Consider the following 22,835-nt stretch of genomic DNA (forward strand, 5'->3'; position numbering starts at 1 on the left):
AGTATTTTTCGATGAGTTTAGCTAATTATAACAGAAAACTGGAGATTTTGCTTAAAAATCCCCTGTAAAATCCGCGAAAAATAAAGTATGGTGGAATTTACCTCTTCACCGGAATTTAAAATTTCAATTTAGCGAAGTGTTTACATCTACGATAACGATTTTAGATGCACTGTATGAAAAGAATCGCCGATGGTATGATGCGGTTACGCTGGTTTACTGTATGGAAAGACCGCAGAAAGAAGTAGCGGAGTGTATGGGTGTTAATCTGGATACTTTACATAGTATGTTGTATAGAGCAAGAAATTGGATAAAGGAGTATTGCAGAGAAGAATATGACCACATCCATGAAGCATAAAAACAGGTGCCGATACGACACCTGTTTTTTACAGCAATATTATTCATTGACAGCAGATTCAATTAAATCAATAATAGTGTCAATAGAATTTTGTTGGTGAGATTTCGCCATAGCATCTACATACTGCCGGCGATTTGCATACAATTCATGGATAGATGAAAGCAAAGTTTCACTGGTAATATTTTCTTCTTCCAGAACAAGGCTGAAGCCCTGGCGTTCAAAGGAACGGGCATTCAGGATCTGGTCGCCGCGGCTTGCATTGGCAGATAAAGGTATCAAAAGATTGGGCTTATGAAGGGCAAGCAGCTCACAGATAGCATTTGCACCGGCTCTTGATATTACAATATCCGTAAGTGCGAACAGATCTTTCAGCTCATCTTTGATGTATTCGTACTGGACATAGCCGCTTATATTGTTTAAAGTAGGGTCAAGCTTGCCGCGTCCGCACAGATGAATGATCTGGAACTCTTTCAGGATTTCAGGAAGATTACTGCGCACGGCATCATTGATCGCAGCGGCTCCCAGGCTTCCGCCAATAATAAGAATAACCGGTTTGTCGGGAGATAATCCCGTAAATAATCTGGCTTTTTCTTTATCGCCTTCCAGCAATTCCTGACGGATGGGAGAGCCGGTCAGAACCGCTTTGTCTGCGGGGAGAAGTTTTACTGTCTCCGGGAAATTGCAGCAGACTTTTGTGGCAGAGGGAATCGACAATTTATTTGCAAGACCGGGAGTCATATCGGATTCATGTATAATAGTAGGTACTTTACATTTTTTTCCGGCCATGACAACAGGAACGGATACAAAACCGCCTTTAGAAAAAATAACATCAGGATTTAATAGTTTGATCAACCTTTTTGCTTCCCCAAACCCTTTCAATACGCGAAAAGGATCTGTGAAATTCTGAAGGCTGAAATAGCGGCGGAGCTTCCCGGAAGAAATTCCATGATAAGGGATGCCGAACTGCTCGATCAATTCTTTTTCAATGCCATTGTAAGAACCAATATAGTGAATATCATACTGCAATTCTTTTAGCCGCGGCAATAAAGCGATATTAGGGGTAACATGGCCGGCGGTACCGCCGCCGGTTAAAATGATACGTTTCATATTGTTCCTCCGATTTAAACATTCTAAGACAATTGTATACGTAACAAGGGAAAGGGTCAAGAAAAAGTCATAAATGAAAATGCTATAAATCGAAAATCGAGAGAGGTATGTCATGAAAGAACAATTCGACAACGAACAATTCAGTCAGTTTTTGAATGAACAGCTTCAGAGGGAGGCAGAAGAAATAGAAAAAGAGCTGGAAGAGCATCCGGAGCTTGCTGATCTGTCCCCTGATGACAGTGTGAAGGACAGGCTGTATGCACAGATAGAAGAATACGAGACACAGAAAGCTCTCAGTAAATTGTCGGAGAAGGACCGGGAGGCTCTCCGTCTGGGAAGAATGCTTCAGAAAGAGCGGGAAGAAGATGAGACCCGCCGGACAGTACGAAAACGCCGTATGGGCTGGAGACGTATTGCGGCCCTTGCTGCTGTGATGATATTTGTGCTGGGACTTGGAATCACAAGTGTAGGCGGACCGAAACGAGTAATGGAAGTCATGCAGCAGATGGTTGGCGGAAGAGAGATGACGAGAATTAATTCAGATGATGACGAGATATTGAGTTCCGGAGAAAGCGAAGAAGAAAAGTCATATCAGCAGATAAAAGATGAATTGGGGATTGATCCGGTGAGACTATTCACAAACATAGATGGAATGCGGTTTGTCGGGGCAGAAATAGATGAGATGATGCAGACGGCAAATCTGCTTTTTGATATGAAAGGAAATGTTGTTTCGTATATTGTCAGCCTGTCCTATGCGGATGGTTCTTTTGGTTCTGATATTGAAGATCAGCTGGTCGATACCTATCCATACAAGACAGAGCACTTTACTGTTGAGGTGAGAGAATATCTGATTTCAGAAACTAATGAAACAGAATTTTCAGCAGAGTTTGATTATCAGGAGGTTCATTATCAGCTGACAGGTATTATGGAAAAGGCAGAATTAGAAGAAATTTTAAAAAATTTACATTTTTTATAAAAATCCCGTCAGTTTTTGTCCTTATATGTGTCTTACTATATGAGGAAAGAAAAGTAGGAAATGTGGAGGGATGATATGAAGAGAAGGATTATATCTGTGTGCTGTGCTGCTGTGATGATTATGGGACTAACAATCAGCGCGGGATTCCAAACAAATGCGACTGAAAGTCAACCTATCAACAATCACTCATATCTCACACACGAAACAGAATCTACAGGTATAGCCACACTAATTACCAGAGGTGCAGACCTTCAGACCGGGTATTCTAAAATTGTACGGTTAGGTCCCGGAGTCATCTATGCCGGAGGAACGACTATTGCACAGCATGAAGTAGAATCTGTAAAAGTGTCTGTGATGGTAGAACGGGCAAAGGATGAAAACGATGACTGGCACTATGTAGATCTTTGGCAGAAGGAAAATAAAGATTCACTTTCTGTCAGTTCCAACAAACGGTTGGAGGTCGAAGGGGACTGGTATTACCGTGTCCGCTGTGTACATTCGGCAGGAAATGACATGAGCAGTTCTTACACCGATGGTATTTACATTGAGGAACCTTAGACCTTTGTATTAGCCAGAAACATGACCAAGCACCATGCTGGGACTGTTGTATTTACTACTTTGCGGTGCAAATTGGAAACTATATGAAACCTAATTTTTTTATTTTTTCCTTACATTGAGAAGCCGTCATCAGGTCTGAAAGGACTAAAGTCGTCGCAAAGTAGTAAATACAGCAGTTCCAGCAAAAAGAAAGCAAGAGAACAAATCCAAGAAACAGGAGAGGAAGGTGAGCATGAATGCTTGCCTTCCTTTTCCGTTATAGATAAATATAGAAAATTGACAAAAATACCCGGGGTATATGTCGATTTGGGACGTAGTAAACTTTAAAAGTGTTACGTCTCCTGTTAAACATTTAACAATCTTTTGCGGCGCGCAGGGCTTTTGCCAGCTGATCCGGGCAGGATGTCGGTTTGTTGCCGCAGCGGATTCCCTCCATACGCTCGATGGCCTCGTCCACGTTCATTCCTTTGACGAGATGAGAAATTCCCATTGTATTGCCTGCGCATCCTCCGACAAACTCTACGGATTTAATGGTGTCTCCGTCTAATTCTACATTGATCTGTCTGGAACAGACGCCCATTGGTCTGTACTGCATATCTATACCTCCTCTGTAGTCATTAAGAAAATATCAATATTTTTATTATGACAGATGGTACCCCTTATTGGCAAGCCTGTTTCATACAAAATTCCGTCAGCGGCAGTATCCCGGACTTGCCAAAGCAGCCCGGAACGAATATACTCAATGCAGTAAGAAAAAGTAAAAGGAGGCAAAGCGTATGATAGGAATTATCGGAGCAATGGAAGACGAAGTGGCGGCTCTGAAAGAAGCTATGGAAATAGAAAAAACAGAGGAACAGATCGGCATGACCTTTGTGAAAGGGAAACTGTGCGGAAAAGATGCGGTTGTAGTACGAAGCGGTATCGGCAAGGTGAACGCTGCCCTGTGTGCACAGATTCTTGCTACGGTGTATAAGGTGGACGTGCTGATCAACACAGGAATTGCCGGATCTTTGGATGCCAGAATTGATATTGGAGATATGGTTATTTCTACAGACGCTCTGTATCATGATATGGATGCGGTGAATTTTGGTTATGAACCGGGACAGATCCCGCAAATGGATATCTTTTCTTTTCCGGCGGATGAGCGCCTCATAGAACTTGCGAAAGCGGCAAACGAGGAAGCAAATCCGGATATCCACACTTTTACAGGGAGAATTGTGACTGGAGATCAGTTTGTATCATCAAAAGAAGTAAAAGAAAGTATTGTAGAAAAATTCCATCCTCTGTGCACAGAGATGGAGGGAGCGGGCATTGCGCACGCCGCCTACCTGAACAAAATTTCGTATGTCATAATCCGGGCGATTTCGGATAAAGCCGACAACAGCGCCACGATGGACTATCCGGCTTTTGAAAAGCAGGCAATCAGCCACAGTGTAAGGCTTGTAAAAAATCTGCTTCCGCGGATCTGAAAAATGAGTCCTGCCATTTTTGTCAAAAAAGAAGAAAAACCAACAAAATGCAAGAAACCAGAGACGAAAACTGTTGAACGGTTTTTCTGATTTCTTCTTCCGGTTCGAGTATAATCGAATCAAAGAAGGAGGGTTTTGTGATGTTAGAAGTGGTATTGGACAAGCAGATCCTGGTCATACTGATCGGGATAGCAGCGGTATTAGGAGTGCTTAGTAAATGTGTGGCGGGATTTTCCCTGAAAAGGCTGGTTCGGGCAGCAGGAAACATGAACAAAAGCAGTCATGCTCTGGTCCGGCTGATCAAAGCAAAATTTGAACATACCTGCATGATCAGCGACCGGGTGCAGAATGTAGATGCCTTTGTGGGAAAATATCTCTATGAATACCGCGTGGTGGGACTTCGTCTCCACACATGGCGGAGGATGGAAAAGGCGGCGGTATGGCTCTGCCTGATCTTCGGTCTTGCCGGAGCAGCGGCATGGTACTCACTATATGGTATGGGAGATCAGGTGCTTCAGTACGCTGCCGGGGGAGCGGGAACGGCCATCCTTGTATTTCTGTTCCAGCTTACCGGAGATGAGAAGTATCAGCTGGATGCAGTGAAAAATTACATGGTAGACTACCTGGAAAATATCTGCGCCCGCAGGTACGAAAAGGCGCAGCAAAAAGAGATACGGGAAGAGTGGAAGGAAATGGCGCCGCCTGAACCGGAAAGAACCCCAATACAGAGTGGGGCGGTTTCACAGACGGTTGCAGATACCCGGGCAGCAGGCGACGTGCTTCTGGAAGAAGACGAACCATCGCCGGAACCCCTTGCTTCCAGGGAGGCAGGAGCACAGACTGTTTCGGAAGCAGCCGGAGCCTGGGAGGCGGCCAACCGCATGGAGCCGGAAGTTGCTGCGGTAAAAAGAACAGAAGAGCAGAAAAAGGAAGAAAACGCAGCTTTCAGCCAGCGGACCAGAAACAGCTCTGTAAAAAATGCCTCAGTAAAAAGGAAGGCAGAGGAAGCGAGAGATCTGAAAGACGAGTGCAAAGACCAGAAAGAAAAAGAAGTGCCCAAAGAAGTACTGATAAGAGAGATCCTGGAAGAGTTTCTGGCTTGATTTCCATACGCTATTTTCCTTGCCAAGAGGGGGCAATACTGCTAAAATAAAAATAGCGTAGTGTGCGATACCGATGGAAAAGTGTTGCAGGCGCGTTAAAAAGCTACCGGGGGGCACATGTAATAATAGCAGATTACCCGGATGGAAATAACATAAGATAGATAGAAGGAAGGTATTACTATGAGCAGTAAAGTGACATTTGATTATTCAAAAGCAGCAGCATTTGTAAAAGAACATGAAATAGAAGCTATGAAGAAGATCGTGGAAGATGCAAAAGATGTGCTGACAGGCAGAAATGGTGCGGGAAATGATTTCCTCGGATGGATCGATCTGCCGGTTGACTATGATAAAGAAGAGTTTTCACGTATCCAGAAAGCAGCAGAGAAAATAAAGGCAGATTCCGAAGTGCTGATCGTGATCGGAATCGGCGGATCCTACCTGGGAGCAAGGGCAGCAATTGAATTTCTGCGCCACAATTTCTACAACATGGTTCCAAAGGAAATCCGTAAGACACCGGAGATTTACTATGCAGGAAACAGCATAAGCAGTACCTACCTGAAACATCTTATTGACGTGATCGGAGACAGAGATTTCTCCGTAAATATTATTTCCAAATCCGGAACTACAACAGAGCCGGCTATCGCATTCCGTATTTTCAAGGAAATGCTGGAGAAAAAATACGGCAAAGAAGAGGCGGCAAAGAGAATTTACGCTACAACTGATAAAGCAAAGGGAGCGCTGAAGAACCTTGCAACAGAAGAAGGTTATGAAACATTTGTTGTTCCGGATGATGTAGGAGGACGTTTCTCTGTACTGACAGCAGTAGGCCTTCTGCCGATCGCAGTCAGCGGAGCAGATATTGAAAAGCTGATGGAAGGCGCGGCATCCGGAAGAGAGATGGCTTTGAACAACCCATTTGAAGAAAACGACGCTCTCCAGTATGCGGCAATCCGAAACATTCTGCACAGAAAAGGAAAATCTGTGGAAGTGCTGGCAAACTATGAGCCAAGCCTTCACTATGTATCAGAATGGTGGAAACAGCTTTACGGCGAAAGCGAAGGAAAAGACCAGAAGGGAATCTTCCCGGCATCTGTTGATCTTACGACAGACCTTCACTCCATGGGACAGTTTATCCAGGATGGAAGCCGTATCATGTATGAAACCGTAATGAATGTGGAAACTTCTCAGGAAGAGATCATTCTGAATGAAGAGCCGGTAGATCTGGACGGATTGAACTATCTGGCAGGAAAGACCGTTGATTTTGTAAATAAGAGCGCAATGAACGGTACTGTTCTTGCACATACAGACGGAAATGTTCCGAACCTGATGGTAAATATTCCGGAGCAGAACGAATATTATCTGGGACAGCTGTTCTACTTCTTTGAATTTGCATGCGGCGTCAGCGGATATGTATCCGGTGTAAATCCTTTCAACCAGCCGGGAGTAGAGAGCTACAAGAAAAACATGTTTGCTCTTCTTGGAAAACCGGGATACGAAAAAGAAAGAGAAGAACTTCTGAAAAGATTGTAGAGAATATATATGGAGACACTATACAGCAGGCTGAAGGCATACAGCGATACGGATTATTATGGCTTCCACATGCCGGGACACAAAAGAAATCAGATACGTTTTGGTGAAGGGCTTCCCTATGGGATCGATATTACAGAGATTGAGGGGTTTGACGATCTTCATCATGCAGACGGCATTATAAAAGAAGCCCAGCAGGAGGCGGCCAGGCTCTACGGAGCAGAGGAAACGAAGTTTCTGGTAAATGGAAGTACAGCAGGGATTTTAAGTGCTGTTCTTGGCTGTACGAAAAAGGGAGATCAGATCCTTGTTGCAAGAAACTGTCATAAATCCGTCTACCATGCCATATTTCTGAATGAGCTGGAACCGGTCTATCTGTGGCCCGGTTTCAGCCGTCAGTTTCAGTTAAATACGGAAATCTCCGTAAGCGCAGTGAAAGCTGCGCTTACTAAGCATTCCCGGATAAAGGCGGTTGTTATTGTCTCACCCACCTATGACGGAGTTGTCTCTGATATTGAGTCAATTGCAGAGGCAGTCCATGAAAGGGGAATCCCCCTGATCGTGGATGAAGCCCACGGCGCACATTTTGGATTTCACCCTTATTTTCCGGAAAATGCGCTGAAAAAAGGTGCGGATGTGGTGATCCACAGCCTTCATAAAACCCTTCCCTCTCTGACACAGACAGCGCTGCTCCATATGAGAGGGGAGTATATAGATAAAAGAAGGATTTCTTCTTATCTGGATATGCTCCAGTCAAGCAGTCCTTCCTATATCCTGATGGCGAGTATTCATGAATGTATTCGGATGCTCAGGGAGGAGAAGGAGCAGCTTTTTGAACCTTATGTAAGGAATCTTGATACTCTGCGGAAAAATCTGCAGAATCTGAAACATTTGAAACTGGTACAGACAGAACATTACGACCGGTCAAAACTTGTAATTTCTGTAAGACATACGGATATGAGCGGCAGAGAGCTGTACAGGGAGCTTTTGGAAAAGTATCATCTTCAGATGGAGATGGCGGCGGGATCCTATGTACTTGCCATGACATCTTCGGGAGATACGAAGGAAGGATTTGCACGGTTTGAGCAGGCCCTGTTTGAGCTGGATGCAGCTGCTAAACTTCGGGAAAACGTACAGGAAGACGATATAGCAAAACTGCCTGAAAATTCTGTTATCTGTACAAGCGCCAAGGCAGCCCTTTGCGGGGCGAAAGAAACAACATACCTGCCTGTTGAAAAGAGCGAGGGAATGATCTCTTTGGAGTATGCCTACCTCTATCCGCCGGGCTGCCCGATGATCGTACCGGGCGAGCGGATCAGCAGGGAATGTATCAAACGGCTTGCAGGCTATCAAAAGCTTGGTTTTAAAATAGAAGGCCTGGAAAAAGAAGGAAGCATTGGAGTCTGGAACAATGGGTAAAATATTTTATATCATGGGAAAAAGTGCATCCGGAAAGGACACGATCTTCAGAGAACTCAAAGAGCGCTGTCCACAGCTTGGAATGGTTGTCCCTTATACGACAAGGCCGATCCGTGCAGGAGAAAAAAACGGGGTGGAATATTTTTTTACAGATGAGGCGGCTTTGGCTAAAATGGAAGCAGAGCACAAGATCATAGAAATCCGCTCTTATGATACGGTTCATGGCATCTGGAAATATTTTACTGCAGCGGACGGGCAGATTGATCTGGAGAGTTCTGATTATCTGATGATCGGAACGCTGGAATCTTATGGAAAAATGAGAGAATATTACGGGGAAGAACATTTGATTCCCCTTTATATAGAAGTCGAAGACGGGGAGAGGCTTACAAGGGCGCTCCTTCGGGAACGGCAGCAGGCACAGCCTAAATACAAAGAAATGTGCCGCCGCTTCCTGGCAGACGAAGAGGATTTTTCAGAAGAGAACCTGAAGAAGCTGGGTATCAGACGAAGGTTTGACAACAGCAGCAAAGAACAATGTTTAGAAGAAATCACAGAGGTAATATACAATGGCAAGCTTTAAAGACGTAGTAGGACATAAGGATATTATAAAATATATACACAATGCAGTAGAGGAAAATAAAGTGTCCCACGCCTACATTCTGAATGGAGAGCGGGGATCCGGCAAAAAAATGCTGGCCAATCTTTTTGCCACAACACTCCTGTGCGAAAAAGGAGGGCCGGATCCATGCAATGTGTGCCATTCCTGCAAGCAGGCAGAAAGCGGCAACCACCCGGATATTATCCGGGTGAACCATGAGAAGCCCAATACCATCAGTGTGGATGATATCCGGCAGCAGGTGAACAATGATATACAGATCAAACCTTATCAGGGACCTTATAAAATTTATATTATAGCAGAAGCGGATCTGATGTCAGTACAGGCACAGAACGCCCTTTTAAAGACCATCGAAGAACCACCGGAATATGCGGTTATCTTCCTTTTGACAGAAAATGCAGAAGTGCTGCTGCCGACGATCACATCCAGGTGCGTCATGCTGAAGCTCCGGAATATCCGGGATACGCTGATCCGAAAATATCTGATGGAAAGCCTGCAGATACCGGATTACAAGGCGGACATGTGCACGGCATTTGCCCAGGGAAATATGGGGCGCGCTATTATGCTGGCAAACTCCGAATATTTCAATGAGATCCGGGAGGAAGCGGTACAGCTTTTAAAGTACATCAACGAGATGGATGTCAGCGAAATTGTGAAGGCCATTAAAAAGATCAGCACCTATAAGCTGGAGGTAAACGATTATCTGGATATCATCATGATATGGTACCGGGATGTACTGCTGTATAAGGCAACAAAAGAAATGGACAGGGTAGTATTCAAAGATCAGCTTCCTTATATCCAGGAAAGGGCGCGCAAAAGCTCCTACGAAGGGATTGAGCTGATACTGGAAAGCCTGGAAAAAGCAAAGCAGAGGCTGAAAGCCAATGTTAATTTTGAACTGGTGATGGAGCTCCTGCTTTTGACGATAAAGGAGAACTGACAATATGATAAAAGTAATTGGAGTAAGATTCCGCACTGCCGGAAAGATCTATTTTTTCTCCCCCGGAAAGCTGGAGATCAAGCAGGGAGACAACGTGATCGTGGAAACGGCAAGAGGAGTGGAATTTGGTTATGTGGCAGCAGGGCCGAGGGAAGTAGAAGAAGATAACATAACCCTTCCCCTGAAGTCTGTCATTCGCATTGCCACAGCGGATGACATCCGGAAGGAAGAAAAGAATCGGGAGAAAGAAAAAGAAGCATTCAAGATCTGCCTGGAGAAAATACGCAAGCACGGTTTGGAAATGAAACTGATCGATGCGGAGTATACATTTGACAATAATAAAGTACTGTTTTACTTTACTGCAGACGGACGGATCGATTTCCGCGAACTGGTAAAAGATCTGGCAAGTGTGTTCCGCACCAGGATTGAGCTGCGCCAGATCGGCGTGAGGGATGAAACGAAAATCCGGGGAGGTATAGGGATCTGTGGCCGTCCGCTCTGCTGTCATACATATTTGACAGAATTTGCGCCGGTATCGATCAAAATGGCAAAGGAGCAGAACCTGTCTCTGAATCCAAGCAAAATATCAGGAGTGTGCGGCCGTTTGATGTGCTGTCTGACCAATGAGGAGGAGACGTACGAAGAACTGAACAGCCGGCTGCCGGCAGTGGGAGATACGGTGACAACGCCGGAGAAACTGCGGGGAGAAGTGCAGTCTGTCAATGTGCTGCGCCAGCTTGTCAAAGTAGTGGTGCAGCTGGATGATGACGAAAAAGAAATCCGGGAATACAAGGCCGGAGAGCTGCGCTTCCGTTCCAAAAAGAAGAAAAAAGAAATGAAGCTTAGCAAAGAAGAGCTGAAAGAACTGAAGGCCTTGGAAGGTAAGAATGAAGGGGTATCCAAATTAGATGATGAATAATTTAAAACCAGGAGAACGGCTGGATGACCTGCAGATCAATGGATACCGGATCATCCAGAGTCCGGGCAGATTCTGCTTCGGTATGGATGCGGTTCTTCTCTCGGCGTTTGCAAAAATAAAAAGAGGGGAAAAGGCACTGGACCTGGGAACGGGAACAGGAATCCTCCCTCTGCTTCTTGAGGCAAAGAATCCGGAAGGACAGTCTTTTGCAGGGCTGGAAATTCAGGAAGAGAGCGCTGACATGGCAAGAAGAAGTGTATGCCTGAATCATTTGGAACAAAAGATTTCGATCGTAACAGGAGATATCAAGGAGGCATCCGCCCTTTTCGGCGCCGCCTCCTTTCATGTCGTTACGGTGAATCCGCCCTATATGATCGGGCAGCATGGATTGAAAAATGAAAATTATGCCAAATACGTGGCGCGTCATGAGGTGCTCTGTACGCTGGAAGACGTATTAAGACAAAGTGCTCTTGTTCTGAAAGAAAAAGGAAGATTTTATATGGTGCATAGGCCCTTTCGGCTTACGGAGATCCTGGCAGGAATGAGCAGGTATCATCTGGAACCTAAGCGTATGCGCCTTGTCTATCCCTATAGAGACAAAGAGCCGAATATGGTCCTGGTAGAAGGGGTGAAAGGCGGCCGTCCCCGCCTGACGGTAGAACCGCCTCTGATCGTATACAAAAAAGGCGGGACTTATACGGAAGAATTATTAAAACTGTACGGCCTGGATGAACCAGACGAAGAAAGGGCAGGGAAATAATATGGCAGGTACTTTATATTTGTGTGCGACTCCCATTGGGAATCTGGAGGACATGACATACCGGGCGGCGAGGGTGCTGAAAGAGGCAGACCTCATTGCAGCGGAGGATACCCGCAATACTATCCGGCTTTTGAATCACTTCGATATTCATACGCCTATGACAAGTTACCATGAATATAATAAAATTGAAAAAGGGAAAAAACTGCTGCAGCTTCTTATGGAAGGAAAGAACATTGCCCTTGTTACAGATGCGGGGACGCCGGGAATTTCCGATCCCGGAGAAGAGCTGGTGAAAATGTGTGCAGATGCGGGAGTGACGGTTACGGCCATTCCCGGGCCGGCAGCCTGTGTCACGGCGCTGATCCTGTCCGGCCTTCCCACAAGGAGGTTTGCATTTGAGGCGTTTCTCCCCTCCGATAAAAAAGAGCGGAAAAGTGTTTTGGAAGCACTTAAAAGGGAAACAAGGACGATCGTTCTTTACGAAGCGCCCCATCGGCTTTTGAAAACGCTGAAAGAGCTGGAAGATGTGCTGGGAGACAGGCTGATTTCCGTATGCCGGGAGCTGACAAAGAAACATGAAACAATTTTCCGCACAACACTTAAGGAGGCTTTGCAGTATTATGAAGCCAATGAACCAAGAGGGGAATGTGTGCTCGTCATTGAAGGTAAAAGTATACAGAAGCTGCAGGAAGAAACACGAAGAAAGTGGGAGGAAATGAGCATCCCGGAGCATATGGAATATTATACCGAACAAGGGGTAGAGAAGAAGGAAGCCATGAAAAAGGTGGCAAAAGACAGGGGAATTTCCAAAAGAGATGTTTACCAGGCTCTTTTATCCTGACAACAGCAGTATGACGGCAGCAGGAGAAATCTTCTTAGTCAACTTGTATAGAAAAATAAAAAAAGATTGTTCAACTTTGGTATAGTCGTATTTACCCATTTTTAATATACTTTTTACAGAATAAAAGAGTCGGCGAACAGGAGGAACGAAAAGAAATGGCAAGTTTATCATTAAAGCATATTAACAAAACATATCCTAACGGATTTGAAGCAGTAAAGGATTTTAATATGGAAATCGAAGATAAAGAATTTATTATCTTTGTAGGACCGTCCGGATGTGGTAAATCCACAACACTTCGTATGGTTGCAGGTCTTGAGGAGATTACTTCCGGTGAACTTTACATCGGAGACAAGCTTGTAAACGATGTAGAGCCAAAAGACCGTGATATCGCGATGGTATTCCAGAACTACGCTCTGTATCCGCATATGACAGTTTATGACAATATGGCATTTGGACTGAAACTTCGGAAAGTACCGAAAGACGAGATCGATAAAATGGTACGTGAAGCTGCAAAGATCCTGGATCTGGAAGCACTTCTTGACCGTAAGCCGAAAGCTCTTTCCGGTGGACAGAGACAGCGTGTTGCTATGGGACGTGCGATCGTTCGTAATCCAAAGGTATTCCTTATGGATGAGCCTCTTTCTAACCTGGATGCAAAACTTCGTGGACAGATGCGTATTGAGATTTCCAAACTTCATCAGAGACTGGGAACAACGATCATCTATGTAACACATGACCAGACAGAGGCTATGACTCTGGGAACAAGAATCGTTGTTATGAATGCAGGTGTTGTACAGCAGGTAGATACTCCGCAGACACTGTACGATTATCCGTGCAACCTGTTTGTTGCAGGATTTATCGGATCACCTCAGATGAACTTCGTAGACGCTGTATGTAAAGTGAATGGAGACAAGGTTGTTCTCCAGGCAGGTCCGTCCTCAATCGAGCTTCCGCCGGCAAAGGCAAAGAAACTGATCGAAGGAGGATATGACGGAAAGACAGTTGTACTTGGTATTCGTCCGGAGGATGTACATGATGAGCAGATGTTCATTGAGGCATCTCCTAATACAGTAATCGAAGCTAAGATCCGCGTATACGAAATGCTGGGAGCAGAAGTATTCCTGTACTTTGATTACGAGGGAGCAAGCATGACAGCAAGAGTTGATCCAAGAACAACCGCAAGAACAGGCGATGTTGTAAAATTTGCGCTGGATGCAGAAAAGATCCACGTATTTGACAAAGAGACAGAGCAGACAATCACAAACTAGATTTCGGCTTGAAAATAAAAGGGGCGGTACGAAAGCGAGGTACCGCCCTCTTTTGTATTAAGGCAAAAGTCAAAAACCGACATTTTTTGACGGCTGTTTCATAAGGCGGCAGCAATGTAGGGATGAGATAGTGAGGGGAGAATAAAATGAAGATCAGAACATCTCAAATTGCTGCGGTGTTGATATTGGGAGCCGTCATCGGATACCTTTCTGCCAGAAAGTATCAGACAGAGAGAGAAATACATCTGTTTGACTGCCGGATGAAAGAGTGGAAAAGGCAGTCAGAGTACAGGGAAAGGATGTGAACAGTTGCTTTCAAATCAAACGATACAGAAACTGATACAGGAGATCAGAAGAATCGCCGGACTGGAATGCTCCATATGGAGTCAAGAAGGAAAATGTGTGGCAGCGACCAGTATAAAGGCAAAGCCTGACGCCGATTCTATCGCAGAATTTATTGCAGAATTTGAACATTCCGGTACGAGGGAAACTATAGGAAAAGAAAGCCTGTTTCTGGCAGAGGGAGATACGGCGTATGTTCTGGCTGTGGACGGGACGGATGAGAGAGCAGTCATGGCCGGAAGGTTCGGCGTCAGTCATTTGGAAAGCCTGATCCAGATCAACCGGAACCGAATGGACAAAAATCGTTTTATCCAGAATCTTCTTCTGAACGATATGCTGTTGGTTGATATTTATAATCAGGCAAAAAAACTGAAGATACCTGTTACCGGAAAACGAGTGGTATTTTTGATAAAATCCAGGAGTGAAACAGAAAGCATTGTCATGGAAACACTTCGGAGTCTTTTTGCCACAGGAATAAAAGACTTTATAACGTCAGTAGAAGAGGGACATGTAATTTTGATAAAAGCGCTGGAAAAAACAGAGGATTATCCGGAAGTACAGCATATTGCCGATGTTATTGTAGATACGCTGGGAATGGAAGCGATGGTTGGCGTCCGAGTAGCTTTTGGCACGATCACAGAAGAGCTTAAGGAAGTTTCAGGCTCCTATAGAGAGGCAAAAACAGCGCTGGAGGTAGGGCGGATTTTCTATCCGCAGAAACGGGTGCTCAATTACAAAGTGCTTGGGATCGGACGGCTGATCCATCAGCTTCCCGAAAAGCTGTGTGAAATGTTTCTGGATGAGGTGTTTGAAGGAAATGCGGCAGGCAGTTTTGAGGAGGAAGAACTGACGGCAGTTTATACGTTCTTCGAAAATAATCTGAACATATCGGAAACGGCGCGGAAGCTTTATGTACATCGAAATACTCTGGTATATCGCCTGGAGAAGATCCAGAAAAAGACCGGACTGGATGTGCGGGTGTTTGAAGATGCTATGACCTTTAAGATTGCGCTGATGGTGGAAAAACATATGAGAGCAATGAAAGAAAAAGAACACAGCAGTGAGGATGCAATTTGACTTTTGGACAGAACCGGGCTACAATAAACAGACAGGTGCCAGCAAAGGGCAGAAGAAAAAAGAATCAGGAGGAATTGCAAAGATGATAAAGCTTTACGATAACGGCGTATATCTGATAAACGGCACAAAAATCGTTGAAGATATAGAAGAAGTGCGCCACGAAACCGGAAGCAGTGTGACCAGAGAAGAAGCAGCTTCCCAGACAATGGCCTACAATATTTTGAAGGAGCACAATGTGTCCGGAAATATGGAACGCCTTCAGATTAAATTTGATAAGCTGACTTCCCATGACATTACGTTTGTAGGAATTATCCAGACAGCGAGAGCATCAGGCCTGGAGAAATTTCCGGTTCCTTATGTCCTGACAAACTGCCACAATTCCCTCTGTGCAGTAGGCGGAACCATCAATGAAGATGACCATATGTTTGGACTGACCTGTGCAAAGAAGTACGGTGGTGTTTACGTACCGCCTCATCAGGCAGTCATTCATCAGTTTGCAAGAGAAATGCTGGCAGGCGGCGGAAAAATGATCCTCGGTTCAGACAGCCATACCCGCTACGGAGCGCTGGGAACGATGGCTATGGGCGAAGGGGGACCTGAGCTTGTAAAACAGCTTTTAAATAAAACTTATGATATAAAAATGCCGCAGGTAGTAGGTATTTATCTGGACGGAGAGCCGATCAAAGGGGTAGGTCCTCAGGATGTGGCGCTGGCAATTATCGGCGCGACTTTCGTAAATGGTTATGTTAATAATAAGGTGATGGAATTTGTAGGTCCCGGTGTGGAAAAATTAAGCACAGACTTCCGTATCGGAATCGATGTTATGACGACAGAGACAACCTGCCTGTCTTCCATCTGGAAGACAGATGAGACGATCCGCGAATTTTATGAGATCCACGAAAGACCGGAGGATTATAAGGAACTGAATCCGGGCAGTGTGGCATATTATGACGGTATGGTCTATGTAAACTTAAGCGAGATCCGTCCGATGATCGCGATGCCGTTCCATCCTTCCAATGTATATACGATCGACGAGGTCAATGCAAATCTGGCGGATGTCCTTCATGATGTAGAGAAGAAGGCGCTTGTCAGCCTGGACGGCGCAGTGGATTACTCCCTGCAGAGTAAGATCGTTGACGGAAAACTGTATGTGGATCAGGGAATTATTGCAGGATGTGCAGGCGGCGGATTTGAAAATATCTGTGCAGCTGCCGACATTATCAAAGGACATTATATCGGAGCAGATGAATTTACTTTCAGCGTATATCCGGCAAGTACGCCAATTTATATGGAACTGGTGAAAAACGGAGCGGTTGCAGATCTGATGGAGGCAGGAACAATTGTCAAGACAGCCTTCTGCGGCCCATGCTTCGGAGCGGGAGACACTCCGGCAAATAACGCATTTTCTATCCGTCACTCCACAAGGAACTTCCCTAACAGAGAAGGCTCCAAGCTGCAGAGCGGACAGATCGCTTCCGTTGCCTTAATGGATGCAAGATCGATCGCAGCTACAGCAGCAAACAAAGGGTTCCTGACTCCGGCAACAGCGATGGATGTAGAATACAAAGGGCAGAAATATCACTTTGACAGCAAGATCTATGCAAATCGTGTATTTGACAGTCACGGCGTGGCAGATCCGTCAGTAGAGATCAAATTCGGACCGAATATTAAGGATTGGCCGGAGATGTCAGCTCTGCCGGAGAATCTGATCCTGAAAGTTGTATCAGAGATCCACGATCCGGTAACCACAACAGACGAGCTGATTCCTTCCGGAGAGACATCTTCTTATCGTTCTAACCCGCTGGGGCTTGCAGAGTTTGCGCTTTCCAGGAAAGATCCTGCATATGTGGGCAGAGCAAAAGAGGTGCAGAAAGCTCAGAAAGCCATCGAAGAGGGGACCTGCCCGCTGGATGCACTGGAAGAGTTAAAGCCGGTCATGGCGAAAATCCAGGAGACGTATCCGGAGGTCGGAAAAGGCAATATCGGTGTGGGAAGTACGATTTTTGCAGTAAAGCCAGGAGATGGCTCCGCCAGAGAGCAGGCGGCCTCCTGTCAGAAAGTGCTTGGCGGATGGGCCAATATCGCAAACGAATATGCTACAAAGAGATACCGCTCAAATCTGATTAACTGGGGAATGCTTCCATTCCTTACAAAAGAAGATCATGAGCACCTAAGTTTTAAAAACGGGGATTATATTTTTGTCCCTGACATTCGCAAGGCAGTAGAAGAGAAATCGAATGTCATTACAACTTACATTGTAAAAGAGGATGGACTGAAAGAGCTGGATCTGGAACTGGGAGATCTGACAGATGCAGAAAGAGAGATCATTCTTAAGGGATGTCTGATCAATTATTATAAAGGATAATGTTTTAGGTAATGTAGTGTAAATATTGAGGCAGATGGTACTTGAAAAGAGTACAGGCTCCTGTGTTACAGTTGATTTATTATTTTGAGAGTCTTGTCTGCAAAGCGGGATACTTCATATTATGTATGGAGCATCCCGTTTTTTGTTTCCCGCGTTTAAATATCATCTTATCATTCGGCGTGCAGTCAAGAATTACACACAGTTTTTCAAGTGTCAGTAAGGAAGTACATGAGTTTAATTTTTTATATACCATGTATAGTTTTTGTTACAGGTTTTTCTCCTGGAGGACTTAAAATAGTACATGATGATATGATAAAATAGAATCAGTGTACCGGTCAGCAGGAGGTTGGCCGGGCGCTCCTGGAAGAAGAGGTTTTTATGAAATTATTGAAACTTGTGATCGTGGACGATGAACCCATCCTGCTGCAGGGACTGCTTGACACCTATGACTGGGCGGATATGGGCTTTAAGGTAGTGGGCTCGGCCCAGAGCGGCGAACAGGCCATAGAAGTGATCAAAGAGACAAAACCCCATGCGGTGCTGACGGACATCCGGATGAAGCAGATCACGGGGCTTATGGTGATGGAGGAGATCCAGAAAACGGACATGGACTGCATGTTTATCGTCCTCAGTGCCTACCGGGATTTCGACTATGCCCAGCAGGCCTGTGATCTGGGGGCTTTTGCTTATCTGCTGAAGCCTATTGAGGACGAAAAGCTTAGGGAGACCATGGAGGCAGCCTACCGGACCTGCATGGAGCAGATGGAGCAGGAGGCCAGGTATGAGAGCTGGGAGAAGCTTCTGGTAAAGGATGGGACCAGCTTTCAGCAGGTGGTTGTACAGAATTATGTCCGGGACAGGCTCCCGGAGGAAAAAGTGGAAGAAGTTTTCCGGACGCTGGGGGATATGCCTGGAAATGAGGAGCGCTTTATCACTGTGTATGCGGATATAGATGTGGCCTACAAGATCACGGATTACCTGGATTATGAAGCGGCCAGATTCTCACTTCTTAAAAGGCTGGAAGAAGAGTTGGAGAGCCGCTATTTCTGCTGGCGGGCTGACGGGGAGGAGACGGGCAGCGCATTTATCGTCCGCACCACGGACAAAGAGGCGGTGGGAAAGCTGAAGCACTTCCTGGAATACATCAAAAAGGAGGAGCAAAGCAGGGTCATAGCCGCCATATCCAAGCCCTACAAAGGAATTGCCGGGATCAAAAGAAGTTATGTGGAAGCACGGAAGCTGTTCGAGATTGCCAGTGTGTCCGGAGCGGGTGCTTTTACTTCCCCGGAGGGGGTGGAGCTGCCGGACCAGGCGGCAACGGCCGGAGAAAGCGGGGACAGGGACAACCTCATCGTGAACGCTGTGCGCAGGAACAGTGAGAAAGAGCTGAAGGAGGCCTTTGTCCAGTTTGTCTACGGGCTGCCCCATGAGGAGGAACAGCAGCGGCAGCATCTCCACCGGATGATGCTGAAAGTGGAACTTATGCTCCAGGCATCTTACGGGCTGACGGAAGATATCCGGGAAAAGTTCCGAGGCTATTATGATAATCTGAGGAGCATCAGCGCGGCTAAGATGGTTGATGTCTGTTATCGGATCCTGTGCGCGGCCATTGAAGTGAGAAAAAGCGACGCAAAACAGGATGAGACAAGATATTTCAAAGAGTACATGTCAGAGGCAGTGGCCTACATAGAGGAGCATCTCAGGGACGAGGAACTGTCTATTGTATCTGTAGCTTCCCATATTTATCTGAACCCGGTCTATTTTGGGAGGGTGTTTAAAAATACGTTCCATATGACGTTTAAGCAGTATCTTCTCCAGCAGAGGATGGAGAAGGCCAAAAAGCTGCTGGAGGAAGGAAAAGGCAGTATCGGAGATATCTGTGAGGCGGTGGGAATCCACAACCCGTCCTATTTTTCCCATGTGTTCAAGCAGTACACGGGAAAGCTCCCAAGCGAATACAAGAAAGAGTATGAGGGATAGACAGAAATCAATATGAAAAGAAACGAGAAGGTATCTGGTATACAGAAAAAATATCTGAAGTATACAGCGGCGCTCCTGGGGCTTGCGCTTCTTCTCTCCAGCCTGGGGGCCGGCCTGTATATAAAGAACAGGCTGACCCGGGCGGTGATCGCAAAATACGAGTTCATGACGGAGAGAATGGGCATCAGCCTGGAAAATCTGTTCCGTCAGAGCGATGAGGCGACGGCAGAGTGCGTCCTTTATGACGATGTGCAGCAGAGCCTGCGCAGTAAGGGGCTGGAGGAAGTCAGCCGCATTGGTCTGAGTAAGTATTTCGCCTATGTGGGGCTGGAGCACATCGCGGATTACTGCTATGTGGATAATAAAGGGAACGTATACAGTAAATCCTATTCAGATGTAACCTTTGAGGATGTGACGGACAGCGGTTTCCAGGACTATCTGGGAGAGGACTACGCCCGGACGAAATGGTTCTGGGCGAAGGATACGCTTTTTGGAACAGAGCAGGAGGCGCTTTTTATCGGAAGGTATGTCCGGAGCATGGAGTACGCCCACGAGCCCGGGATGTTGTTCTTCAAGATGGATGATGCGTTTCTGGAGGGGATCACAGGGACAAGTGGAGAGCTGACAAGCGAGGCGGCGGTTGGAATTATCGACACCAAAGGACAGCTCTGTTTTTCCTCGGTCCCGGAGGAATTCAGCCTGGGTAAGAAGCGCCAGGCAGATATTTCGGAGCGTATCGCCGGGAGCGGATCTGCCGGTATGATCCTGGAGGGGGAGCACATTCCTGGGGGCGTTCTGTCGGCGTACCGGGATGAGGCCAGCGGGCTGGCGGTCTTTTCCTTTGTGCCGGACAAAGTTTTGAACCAGGGGATCTTCCCTGTTTTCCTGGTGCTGGCCGGGATCTACCTTGTAGTGCTGGCTGCGGCTGCGGTGCTGAGTATTTATTTCTCCAGAAGATTTACAAAGCCCATCCAGGAGATCCGGACGGCCATGGCGGAATTTGACGGCAGCAATTTTGATCGGACCATAGAGCTTCACACAAACACAGAGCTGGACGAGATCGGTCACTCCTACAATGAACTGCTCGGGAATATCCAGAGGCTGCTGGAGGAGATCAAGGAGCAGGAGAGAGAGCTGCGCACATCGGAGCTGAACATGCTGATCAGCCAGATCAATCCCCATTTTCTGTACAATACACTGGATACGATCTATATGCTGGCACGGATCAACAAGGAAGAGACAACTATGCGGATGATCCAGGCCCTGTCCAGATATCTGCGGCTGTCGCTGAGCAAAGGAAACGATATAGTGACTGTGGAAGATGAGCTGGAGAATGTGAAGAGCTACTTGGAGATCCAGCAGATACGAAATAGAGATCTTTTCTCATATAAAGTGGAATGCCAGGTGGATGCCGCCCATACAACCGTTCTGAAGTTGGTTCTGCAGCCTCTTGTGGAAAATGCAGTAAAATATGGATTCCAGGATATTTTTGAGGGAGGACAGATCCGGATCACTGTGTGGAAGGAAGAAGGAGAGCTGTACCTGGAGGTGTATAATAATGGCACCCCCATGGAGGCGGACATGGTGCAGAAGATCAACGGGATGAACAAGCTGCCGCTGGGAGAGATGAAAAACAGCTTTCCGGATAAGAGGCATGGCTACGGCGTGGTAAATATTTTGACCCGGCTTCGGCTGAAGTACGGGGACGGGGCGGCTTTTTACTGCAAAGCGCAAGCTGATGGAACAACGTGTACAATTAAAATTCCTCAAGGAGACGGGCAGGAGGCATATGAGCAGGAACAGATACAGATTTAAAGGAAGATTCATACAGGCGGCAGCGGTTTCCCTGCTTTTCTCCGTAGCAGCCGCAGGCTGCGCGGGAAGGCAGGCAGAGGAAAAAGCAGGCGGGGAGGAGGTGTCCATCCCGGTCATCCTGATCGTGGACTCCTCTACAGGAAATAAAAATGAGGAGGATGTGATCCAGGCATTCAATGAATTGTATGATGGAAAGTGGCAGGCGGATGTGGAGTGGGTCATGGAGACGGAGGAAGAGTACCGGCAGAACCTGAAACGGCAGAATGTGACGGATACCCTCCCGGCAGTTATTACGGATCTTCGGATGCTTCCCGCTTTCTATTATACGATGATCCAGGATGGCAGGATCGAGGAACTGTCCGGATATATCAAGGAAGATGAAGAGTGGATGGAGATGATCGAGCCGTCGGTGCTGGAGTCCTGCAGCGAGGAGGACGGCAGTATTTATCTGGGCCCTGTCAGTACGGCGGCATTTTCCTGTTCCGGGATTTTCTGGAATGAGGAGCTGTTTGCCCAGGCAGGCATTGAAGAATTTCCTGACACATGGGAGGAATTTTGGCAGTGCTGTGAGAAGCTGGAGAGCTGCGGTATCACTCCGCTGGCCCTTCATACGGAAGGGACAGCCTGGGCGCCCATGCTTTTTGCCACGGCGGAGACAGCCTCCACGGAGGAAGGGCTGCAATTCATGCAGCAGTTCTACCCGGACACCTACCAGGGTGAAAGCGGGCTGCGTATTGCCCGGACACTGGAGCGGCTGTTTCAGTACACCACAGATGATGCGCTGTATGTTGATTTTGATGTGTCCTATGAAAATTTTTTCTCCGGGAAGGCAGCTATGATTCCCAACGGATACTGGATGATGGATCAGATTCCGGAAGAGTGGCAGGACAAAGTAAGATTCTCGGCATTTCCGGAAAACAGGCTGATCTCATCTCCGGAGACGTTTGGCTGGGCCATTGTGTCCAGCTACAGCCAGGAAGTCAAAGAGGGAGCGGCGGCTCTTCTGAAGCTGCGCACGCAGATGAACATGGAGCAAAGGGAGGAACTGTTTGAGAAGAACCCGGATTCCCTGACCCAGGCGGAGAGGGACTATATAGAGACTTACAAAAGCGGTCCGGTCCTTGTCCCTAACTACCAGGTGAAATGGAACTCCATCCTGCAGGAGGAGACGCTGGGAACCATCCTCCCTGATCTGGCCCAGGGCAAGATCAGCCCGGAGGAATTTACAAGAAAAGAAGATGAGAGCATCCAGGAATTTCTGGAGGAGCAGTGATACTTCAGCGCCGGAGAACATACCGGCTCTGAAGTATTTTTTTTGGCATTCCTGGTTTTCTATTTGATAACGGGGAGGAGAAAAGGGCGGTTATAATAATCCCAGAACAAAGAAAACCGAGGTTT

The 22,835-nt window shown here is 46.5% G+C and carries 20 protein-coding genes; 18 read left to right on the top strand and 2 right to left on the bottom strand.

What is annotated here, in order from left to right:
* Positions 1 to 394: 394 nt before the first annotated feature.
* Positions 395 to 1,462 carry an undecaprenyldiphospho-muramoylpentapeptide beta-N-acetylglucosaminyltransferase gene (locus R2J37_RS00975; protein WP_316266011.1) on the bottom strand — a complete coding sequence of 356 codons (1,068 nt, stop codon included), beginning with the start codon at positions 1,460 to 1,462 and terminating at the stop codon, positions 395 to 397.
* A 112-nt stretch (positions 1,463 to 1,574) separates the two neighbouring features.
* Between R2J37_RS00975 and R2J37_RS00980 the strand changes: the two genes are divergently transcribed.
* Both R2J37_RS00980 and R2J37_RS00985 read left to right on the top strand, forming a co-directional pair.
* Entirely contained in the window at positions 1,575 to 2,438 is an 864-nt protein-coding gene (locus R2J37_RS00980; RefSeq protein WP_316266012.1) for a DUF4367 domain-containing protein, read from the top strand.
* Between the two features lie 75 nt (positions 2,439 to 2,513).
* Positions 2,514 to 2,996: a DUF6147 family protein gene (locus tag R2J37_RS00985; protein WP_316266013.1), complete on the top strand. Its 483-nt coding sequence runs from the start codon at positions 2,514 to 2,516 to the stop codon at positions 2,994 to 2,996.
* A gap of 352 nt (positions 2,997 to 3,348) precedes the next feature.
* Here R2J37_RS00985 and R2J37_RS00990 read toward each other — a convergent pair whose 3' ends face one another.
* Positions 3,349 to 3,591 carry a TIGR03905 family TSCPD domain-containing protein gene (locus R2J37_RS00990; protein WP_316266014.1) on the bottom strand — a complete coding sequence of 81 codons (243 nt, stop codon included), beginning with the start codon at positions 3,589 to 3,591 and terminating at the stop codon, positions 3,349 to 3,351.
* A gap of 181 nt (positions 3,592 to 3,772) precedes the next feature.
* On the opposite strand from R2J37_RS00990, the gene R2J37_RS00995 reads away from it, so the two are divergent.
* The 16 genes from R2J37_RS00995 (at position 3,773) to R2J37_RS01070 (ending at position 22,710) form a co-directional block, all read left to right on the top strand.
* Complete coding sequence (locus R2J37_RS00995) at positions 3,773 to 4,465, top strand: 5'-methylthioadenosine/adenosylhomocysteine nucleosidase (RefSeq protein WP_230107381.1); 693 nt, start codon at positions 3,773 to 3,775, stop codon at positions 4,463 to 4,465.
* Positions 4,466 to 4,605: 140 nt separating this feature from the next.
* Positions 4,606 to 5,568, top strand: a complete 963-nt coding sequence (locus R2J37_RS01000) for a hypothetical protein (RefSeq protein ID WP_316266015.1) — start codon at positions 4,606 to 4,608, stop codon at positions 5,566 to 5,568.
* A 180-nt stretch (positions 5,569 to 5,748) separates the two neighbouring features.
* Positions 5,749 to 7,098, top strand: a complete 1,350-nt coding sequence (locus tag R2J37_RS01005) for a glucose-6-phosphate isomerase (protein WP_230107379.1) — start codon at positions 5,749 to 5,751, stop codon at positions 7,096 to 7,098.
* 9 nt (positions 7,099 to 7,107) lie between these two features.
* Complete coding sequence (locus R2J37_RS01010; protein ID WP_316266016.1) at positions 7,108 to 8,514, top strand: aminotransferase class I/II-fold pyridoxal phosphate-dependent enzyme; 1,407 nt, start codon at positions 7,108 to 7,110, stop codon at positions 8,512 to 8,514.
* Positions 8,507 to 9,094 carry a nucleoside/nucleotide kinase family protein gene (locus R2J37_RS01015; RefSeq protein WP_316266017.1) on the top strand — a complete coding sequence of 196 codons (588 nt, stop codon included), beginning with the start codon at positions 8,507 to 8,509 and terminating at the stop codon, positions 9,092 to 9,094. Before R2J37_RS01010 ends, R2J37_RS01015 begins: the two co-directional genes overlap by 8 nt.
* Positions 9,081 to 10,070 carry a DNA polymerase III subunit delta' gene (gene holB / locus R2J37_RS01020; RefSeq protein WP_316266018.1) on the top strand — a complete coding sequence of 330 codons (990 nt, stop codon included), beginning with the start codon at positions 9,081 to 9,083 and terminating at the stop codon, positions 10,068 to 10,070. Before R2J37_RS01015 ends, holB begins: the two co-directional genes overlap by 14 nt.
* 4 nt (positions 10,071 to 10,074) lie before the next feature.
* On the top strand, positions 10,075 to 10,989 hold the full coding sequence (locus R2J37_RS01025; protein ID WP_316266019.1) for a PSP1 domain-containing protein: 915 nt from the start codon (positions 10,075 to 10,077) through the stop codon (positions 10,987 to 10,989).
* The gene (locus tag R2J37_RS01030; RefSeq protein ID WP_316266020.1) at positions 10,979 to 11,749 is read left to right on the top strand and encodes a tRNA1(Val) (adenine(37)-N6)-methyltransferase; all 771 of its coding nucleotides are present in this window, start codon (positions 10,979 to 10,981) and stop codon (positions 11,747 to 11,749) included. Before R2J37_RS01025 ends, R2J37_RS01030 begins: the two co-directional genes overlap by 11 nt.
* Before the next feature lies 1 nt (position 11,750).
* Positions 11,751 to 12,590: a 16S rRNA (cytidine(1402)-2'-O)-methyltransferase gene (gene rsmI, locus R2J37_RS01035; RefSeq protein ID WP_256193420.1), complete on the top strand. Its 840-nt coding sequence runs from the start codon at positions 11,751 to 11,753 to the stop codon at positions 12,588 to 12,590.
* A gap of 155 nt (positions 12,591 to 12,745) precedes the next feature.
* Positions 12,746 to 13,858, top strand: coding sequence for an ABC transporter ATP-binding protein (locus R2J37_RS01040; RefSeq protein ID WP_316266021.1), 1,113 nt, complete (start codon positions 12,746 to 12,748; stop codon positions 13,856 to 13,858).
* 146 nt (positions 13,859 to 14,004) lie between these two features.
* Positions 14,005 to 14,163 carry a hypothetical protein gene (locus R2J37_RS01045; protein ID WP_230107371.1) on the top strand — a complete coding sequence of 53 codons (159 nt, stop codon included), beginning with the start codon at positions 14,005 to 14,007 and terminating at the stop codon, positions 14,161 to 14,163.
* Between the two features lie 4 nt (positions 14,164 to 14,167).
* Entirely contained in the window at positions 14,168 to 15,277 is a 1,110-nt protein-coding gene (locus tag R2J37_RS01050; protein ID WP_230107370.1) for a PucR family transcriptional regulator, read from the top strand.
* 82 nt (positions 15,278 to 15,359) lie between these two features.
* Complete coding sequence (locus R2J37_RS01055) at positions 15,360 to 17,642, top strand: hydratase (RefSeq protein WP_316266965.1); 2,283 nt, start codon at positions 15,360 to 15,362, stop codon at positions 17,640 to 17,642.
* 378 nt (positions 17,643 to 18,020) lie between these two features.
* The gene (locus tag R2J37_RS01060; protein WP_230107368.1) at positions 18,021 to 19,622 is read left to right on the top strand and encodes a response regulator; all 1,602 of its coding nucleotides are present in this window, start codon (positions 18,021 to 18,023) and stop codon (positions 19,620 to 19,622) included.
* A gap of 12 nt (positions 19,623 to 19,634) precedes the next feature.
* Positions 19,635 to 21,437, top strand: coding sequence for a sensor histidine kinase (locus R2J37_RS01065; RefSeq protein ID WP_230107367.1), 1,803 nt, complete (start codon positions 19,635 to 19,637; stop codon positions 21,435 to 21,437).
* Positions 21,412 to 22,710, top strand: a complete 1,299-nt coding sequence (locus R2J37_RS01070) for an ABC transporter substrate-binding protein (protein ID WP_316266022.1) — start codon at positions 21,412 to 21,414, stop codon at positions 22,708 to 22,710. The genes R2J37_RS01065 and R2J37_RS01070 overlap by 26 nt, the downstream gene beginning before the upstream one ends.
* Positions 22,711 to 22,835 lie beyond the last annotated feature (125 nt).

Source organism: Claveliimonas bilis, assembly GCF_030296775.1.
Classification (GTDB): domain Bacteria; phylum Bacillota; class Clostridia; order Lachnospirales; family Lachnospiraceae; genus Claveliimonas; species Claveliimonas bilis.

Coding starts and splice junctions, on each gene's coding strand:
- R2J37_RS00975 (WP_316266011.1), bottom strand. CDS start 1,462: ATGAAACGTATCATTTTAACCGGCGGCGGTACCGCCGGCCATGTTACC.
- R2J37_RS00980 (WP_316266012.1), top strand. CDS start 1,575: ATGAAAGAACAATTCGACAACGAACAATTCAGTCAGTTTTTGAATGAA.
- R2J37_RS00985 (WP_316266013.1), top strand. CDS start 2,514: ATGAAGAGAAGGATTATATCTGTGTGCTGTGCTGCTGTGATGATTATG.
- R2J37_RS00990 (WP_316266014.1), bottom strand. CDS start 3,591: ATGCAGTACAGACCAATGGGCGTCTGTTCCAGACAGATCAATGTAGAA.
- R2J37_RS00995 (WP_230107381.1), top strand. CDS start 3,773: ATGATAGGAATTATCGGAGCAATGGAAGACGAAGTGGCGGCTCTGAAA.
- R2J37_RS01000 (WP_316266015.1), top strand. CDS start 4,606: ATGTTAGAAGTGGTATTGGACAAGCAGATCCTGGTCATACTGATCGGG.
- R2J37_RS01005 (WP_230107379.1), top strand. CDS start 5,749: ATGAGCAGTAAAGTGACATTTGATTATTCAAAAGCAGCAGCATTTGTA.
- R2J37_RS01010 (WP_316266016.1), top strand. CDS start 7,108: ATGGAGACACTATACAGCAGGCTGAAGGCATACAGCGATACGGATTAT.
- R2J37_RS01015 (WP_316266017.1), top strand. CDS start 8,507: ATGGGTAAAATATTTTATATCATGGGAAAAAGTGCATCCGGAAAGGAC.
- holB (WP_316266018.1), top strand. CDS start 9,081: ATGGCAAGCTTTAAAGACGTAGTAGGACATAAGGATATTATAAAATAT.
- R2J37_RS01025 (WP_316266019.1), top strand. CDS start 10,075: ATGATAAAAGTAATTGGAGTAAGATTCCGCACTGCCGGAAAGATCTAT.
- R2J37_RS01030 (WP_316266020.1), top strand. CDS start 10,979: ATGATGAATAATTTAAAACCAGGAGAACGGCTGGATGACCTGCAGATC.
- rsmI (WP_256193420.1), top strand. CDS start 11,751: ATGGCAGGTACTTTATATTTGTGTGCGACTCCCATTGGGAATCTGGAG.
- R2J37_RS01040 (WP_316266021.1), top strand. CDS start 12,746: ATGGCAAGTTTATCATTAAAGCATATTAACAAAACATATCCTAACGGA.
- R2J37_RS01045 (WP_230107371.1), top strand. CDS start 14,005: ATGAAGATCAGAACATCTCAAATTGCTGCGGTGTTGATATTGGGAGCC.
- R2J37_RS01055 (WP_316266965.1), top strand. CDS start 15,360: ATGATAAAGCTTTACGATAACGGCGTATATCTGATAAACGGCACAAAA.
- R2J37_RS01060 (WP_230107368.1), top strand. CDS start 18,021: ATGAAATTATTGAAACTTGTGATCGTGGACGATGAACCCATCCTGCTG.
- R2J37_RS01065 (WP_230107367.1), top strand. CDS start 19,635: ATGAAAAGAAACGAGAAGGTATCTGGTATACAGAAAAAATATCTGAAG.
- R2J37_RS01070 (WP_316266022.1), top strand. CDS start 21,412: ATGAGCAGGAACAGATACAGATTTAAAGGAAGATTCATACAGGCGGCA.